Origin of the sequence: Mesorhizobium sp. M1A.F.Ca.IN.022.07.1.1, assembly GCF_003997575.1 — a bacterium.
Classification (GTDB): domain Bacteria; phylum Pseudomonadota; class Alphaproteobacteria; order Rhizobiales; family Rhizobiaceae; genus Mesorhizobium.
The window spans coordinates 1-4,797 of record NZ_RZST01000397.1 but is presented as its reverse complement, the minus strand read 5'-3'; the positions used below and the strand labels follow the sequence as shown (position 1 = coordinate 4,797).

Here is a 4,797-nt window from a genome sequence, read left to right as displayed (position 1 = left end):
GAACTGCATGTGCATGCGCGCGGCGCCGACCGGCAGGAAAGCCTTGCCCCGGAAGCGATGGACCGGACGGTGACGGCGCTGCGCCGCGCCTGCCCCGGCACGCTGATCGGCATTTCGACCGGCGCCTGGATCGAGAAGGACGACAGGCGCACGATTGCCGCCATCGCCGGCTGGCATGAGCTGCCCGACTACGCCTCGGTCAATCTCAGCGAGGCGGCGGCGCCCGAAGTGATGGAAGCGTTGCGCAACCGCGGCGTCGGCATCGAGGCCGGGCTGGCGTCGATCGGCGATGCGCTCAGGCTGGCCAGCCTCGATCATGGCCGCCGGGTGCTGCGCGTCCTGATCGAGATTTCCGAGCAGACGCTGGAGGACGCCTTTGCCGTCGCCGACGGCATCGAAACGCTGCTGCAACGCGAAGGCATTCACCGCTCGATCCTGCTGCATGGCGAGAACGCGACCGTGTGGCCCTTCGTCGAGCGGGCGGCGGCGCGGAAGTTTTCGACCCGTGTCGGGCTCGAGGACGGTAAGGAGTTGCCTGATGGGACGGTGGCGGACGGGAATGCGGCGCTGGTGAAGGCGGCGGTGAGGATCTATCGCCGGGCTTGACTTGGCTCCTCGCCCCCTGGGGAGGACCCAAGGCCAAAAGTCAGCCGAACTTCGTCAGCGGCTTGGCGGTTATCTCGACCCATTCGCAGCGCCGGCTACGGTGGTAGAAGGATTGGAAGGGCGGCGGGAACGACGGATCCGCGAACGCCCCTACCGGAATTGCAGTTAGGCCGGGCTGCGTGTCGATGCGATAGTGCACTGTGGTCCCGCAATCAGGGCAGAAGCTGTAGGTTATCTGCCCGCCCTGCTCGCCGGTGCGCGTGAACTGCAGCGCGCGCCCGTCTATCGTCACATCGGCCTCGGCAAAGCGCACATTGTAGCTGAAGGCGCTGCCTGTGCGCCGCTTGCAGTCGAGGCAATGACACACCGAGATGCGCACCGGCTCGCCCGCGCAGGTGGCCGACAGCTGACCGCAGGAACATTCGGCGCGTCGCGTGACCATGCTGGCTCCTTTCGACCGAGTCTCGGCACCTTATGCAGTTCGGCGGCGTGGTGAAAGCACCTATCCGCCGAGCGTCGCCTACCCCTGCCAGGCCGTCAGATCCGCCAGTATCCGCGCCTTCACCGCCGGGTCGGCGTAGCTCGCATGCACCGATGTCGCGGCGAGCTGGCGGATGGTTTCACTGTCCCAGGCGAAGGTCTCGGCGCAGGCGGCGTAAGAGGCTTCGAGCGTCGTGCCGAGCAGCGCCGGATCGTCGGTGTTGATGGAGACGGGAACGCCGGCTTTGCGCAGAGCGTCGATCGGATGCTCGGCAAGCGAAGGATAGACGCCGAGTGCGATGTTGGAGATCGGGCAGACGCCGAGCGGAATTCGCCTCTGTGCGAGCAGGTCGACCAGAGCCGGCTCCTCGATCGCGCGAACGCCATGGTCGATGCGATCGGCGCCAAGCAGCTCGATGGCGTCGCGAACGCCCTCGGGACCGCTCGACTCGCCGGCGTGGACGGTGCGTCGCAATCCGGCCGTGGCGGCGCGGCGGAACGCCTCGGCAAAGCGCGGACCGGTGCGCCCGGCGGCCGCCTCGTTGCCGTCGATCGAAAGGGCCACGACGCGCGGGTGCCTGATCCTGCTCAGCAACTCCACCAGTTCGATGGCGTCCTCGGCCGACTGGGTGCGCAGCAGGCTGATGCAGAGCCCGACCGGCGGGTATCCATCCTGCTCGGCCGCCGCGAACCCGGCATCGAAGGCGTCGATCATGCCGGCGATGTTCCGGTGCCAGTGCGGCCAGTGAGTCGGATTGACGATGACATCGGCGTAGCGCACGCCGCTCTTGGCCATGCGCCGCGCAAATTTATAGGCGGTGATGGCCAGCTGCTCGCGCGTACGAAACGTGCCGCACAGCCAGTCGAGCATTTCGAGGAAGCTCTTCAGATCATGCGCCTCGAAGAGCCTGTCGCGCGGCGCGCGCAGCGGGATGCCAGCCTCCTCGCAATTCCTGATCACGTCGTCGGCCTCGAAGCAGCCCTCGACGTGGATGTGCACTTCGGCCTTCGGCAACCCGATATAGTCGGTCAATGAACCCTCCCGAGCTTTGTGGCCGCATCAAATCACGAAAGGCGAGATCAAGGCTTCAAGAAATGATTGAAAGATTTGTGTGATGACAGCCCCCCCGTTGCGGGCCCGTTGCGGGAGGAGATCGGCAGCTTCGGCCTCACTGCGTGTGGGCCCTCAGCTCGGCGCGCTTTTCGTCCGACACCACCGCCAGATCCAGCACCTTCTGCAGACCAGCCGCATGGCGGAAATTGGGCTCGGCCTGCACGCCGCTTTTCACCGCCTCGACGAAGCGCTGGTAGTTGGTCGGCACGGTGCCGGCGTCGAGCTCTTCCCATTTGGCGTCCTCGACATTGGCACCGATGCAGCCCTTCAACATCGAGCCATTGAGATTGTGCACCACCTCGATGCCGCCCTTGTCGCCATAGATGCGCAGCCTGAGCTCGTTGAGATGGCCGCTCGCCCAGCGGCTGGCATGCACCACGCCGAAGGCGCCGTTGGCGAAATCGAGCGTCATGGCGAAGCTGTCATTGGCGTCGAGCTGGTAGTCGCCGATGCGGTTGCCCGGCGCCTTGTCGAAGGCGCGCAGCCGGCAGAATACGTGGTCGATATCGAGGGCGGCGCCATAGCTGGCGAAGTCGAGGATGTGGATGCCGACGTCGCCGAGCACGCCGTTTGAGCCGTGGCCGCGCGAGAGCCGCCAGAGCCACTTGGGGTCGCTTCGCCAGTCGCCCCAGAATTTCGATACCAGCCAGCTCTGCAGATAGGAGGCCTCGACGTGGCGCACCGTGCCGATCTCGCCGGCCTGCACCATTTGTCGCGCCTTCTGCAAAGGCGCGACGTTGCGGTAGGTGAGGTTGACCATGTTGACGACGCCGGCGGCTTCCGCCGCATCGGCCATCTCGCTTGCCTTGCCGAAATTCTCGGCCAGCGGCTTTTCGCAAAGCACCGGCTTGCCGGCGGCGATCAGCGCCATGGTGGTCGGGTGATGGATGCGGTCGGGCGTGACATTGGCGACCGCGTCGAAACCGTCCCAGTCGAGCGCCGCCTCCAGCGAGGTGAAGCGCTTCGGGATCTTGTAGGCGTCGGCATACTCGCCGACGCGGGCTGGATCGACATCAACGGCACCGACGATGTCGACGCCTTCGATAGCGCCGAAGCGGCGGGCATGCTCCTGCGCCATCCAGCCGGTACCGAGTATCAAAAGCCGCATTTTGCTCCTCCAGAGGAATTGGTTCGATTCAATGATATGAGGCGGGCGATCTAATTGTTGCTTGTACGCAATCCCAAACAGAAAACGGTTTAGCGGAAACCAGCCTCGCCGGGCGCATGCAGCTTGCCGCCGCGTTCGACGATCGGCTCCAGCGCCTTCTCCACCGGCACGTTGGGTGCTTTGAGGATGGCGGAATTCCTGCCCTGCGGGTTGTGCGCCCACTTCACTGCGTTGCGCAGCACCTTGTGCACGGTCGCGTCGTGGTAGGTCGGATAGGTTTCGTGGCCCGGGCGGAAGTAGAAGACATTGCCGGCGCCGCGCCGGTAGGTAAGGCCTGAGCGGAACACCTCGCCGCCCTGGAACCAGGAGATGAAGATTGTCTCCAGCGGCTCCGGCACGGCGAACTGCTCGCCATACATCTCCTCGTTCTCGAGCTCGAAATATTCGCCGATGCCTTCGGCGATCGGATGGCTGGGGCTCGTCACCCAGAGCCGTTCGCGCTCGCCGGCCTCGCGCCATTTGAGCGTGCAGGGCGTGCCCATCAGCCGTTTGAAGATTTTCGAGAAATGGCCGGAGTGGAGCACGATCAGTCCCATGCCTTCGAAGACGCGGCGTGCGACGCGCTCGACCACATCGTCGGCCACCGCGCCATGGTCCTTGTGACCCCACCAGACGAGCACGTCGGTCTCGGCGAGGCGGGATTCAGGCAACCCATGCTCCGGCTGCTCCAGCGTCGCGGTCGAGGCGGAGATCGCCTTGTCGGCGTTGAGCGCGTTGGCGATGGCCGTGTGCATGCCTTCCGGATAGATGCCGGCGACCACCTCATTGGTCCGCTCATGGATGTTCTCGCCCCAGACGACAGCGCGAATTGTCATGGATTGCCTCGTGATGTGAGAGGGTGGAGCCGCCCGGCGCAATAGATAGCGTCTTCGGCCGGCATTGGAAGCGGTTTTTGCCCTTCGCTCCGCTGCACATGACGACGAGCCAGAAAGCATCGTTGGCGAACAACCACATACGCCTGTATGCTTCCGCTTTGATTCAACCACCTCCACCCAATTGGCAACCGTCCTTTCCCGTGCGCAATATCAGCTATGGGCGAAGTGCTTATAGGGGCGGCGATTTTTGCTTGTCTGGCCGGGGCGTCGCTGGTCAGCCTGATGGTGCATGAGCGCTTCCCTGCTCACCACCTTGGCGACGATACCAGCGCGGTGGTGCGGCTCGCCGCGAACCTCTTCATGGTGATGTCCTCGCTGGTCCTCGGCCTGATGATCAACTCGGCCAAGAACACGTTCGAATCCATCAACGTCAACGTCCACACCTTCGCCACCGATCTCATTCTGCTCGACAGAACGCTCCGACACTATGGACCGGAGGCGGACGGCGCCCGGCAATCGCTCACCGCCTATGTGCAGCGCGTCGTCGATACCTCGACCGCCGACAGCGACACGACGGTCGCCCCGAACAGGCTGTCGGAACTGCTGCTCAATCA

The 4,797-nt window shown here is 64.6% G+C and carries 5 protein-coding genes and 1 pseudogene; 2 read left to right on the top strand and 4 right to left on the bottom strand.

What is annotated here, in order from left to right; genetic code table 11:
* The coding region (locus EOA75_RS28830; protein ID WP_127325750.1) for a 3-keto-5-aminohexanoate cleavage protein at window positions 1–606 on the top strand (606 nt) is incomplete at its 5' end.
* Between the two features lie 40 nt (window positions 607–646).
* Here EOA75_RS28830 and EOA75_RS28825 read toward each other — a convergent pair.
* The 4 genes from EOA75_RS28825 to EOA75_RS28810 form a co-directional block, all read right to left on the bottom strand.
* Window positions 647–1,048 carry a GFA family protein gene (locus tag EOA75_RS28825; protein ID WP_095801529.1) on the bottom strand — a complete coding sequence of 134 codons (402 nt, stop codon included), beginning with the start codon at window positions 1,046–1,048 and terminating at the stop codon, window positions 647–649.
* A 78-nt stretch (window positions 1,049–1,126) separates the two neighbouring features.
* On the bottom strand, window positions 1,127–2,119 hold the full coding sequence (gene add / locus EOA75_RS28820) for an adenosine deaminase (RefSeq protein ID WP_067325419.1): 993 nt from the start codon (window positions 2,117–2,119) through the stop codon (window positions 1,127–1,129).
* A gap of 136 nt (window positions 2,120–2,255) precedes the next feature.
* Window positions 2,256–3,308 (bottom strand): Gfo/Idh/MocA family oxidoreductase, encoded by a 1,053-nt coding sequence (locus EOA75_RS28815; RefSeq protein WP_127325749.1) that lies wholly within the window; start codon window positions 3,306–3,308, stop codon window positions 2,256–2,258.
* 89 nt (window positions 3,309–3,397) lie between these two features.
* Window positions 3,398–4,183 (bottom strand): ThuA domain-containing protein, encoded by a 786-nt coding sequence (locus EOA75_RS28810; RefSeq protein ID WP_067325446.1) that lies wholly within the window; start codon window positions 4,181–4,183, stop codon window positions 3,398–3,400.
* 216 nt (window positions 4,184–4,399) lie between these two features.
* On the opposite strand from EOA75_RS28810, the pseudogene EOA75_RS28805 reads away from it, so the two are divergent.
* A pseudogene (locus EOA75_RS28805) lies at window positions 4,400–4,797 on the top strand (hypothetical protein); the annotation flags it as partial.

Excerpts from the sequence above, each read along its gene's own strand:
- EOA75_RS28825 (WP_095801529.1), bottom strand. The coding sequence starts at position 1,048 with ATGGTCACGCGACGCGCCGAATGTTCCTGCGGTCAGCTGTCGGCCACC.
- EOA75_RS28815 (WP_127325749.1), bottom strand. The coding sequence starts at position 3,308 with ATGCGGCTTTTGATACTCGGTACCGGCTGGATGGCGCAGGAGCATGCC.
- EOA75_RS28810 (WP_067325446.1), bottom strand. The coding sequence starts at position 4,183 with ATGACAATTCGCGCTGTCGTCTGGGGCGAGAACATCCATGAGCGGACC.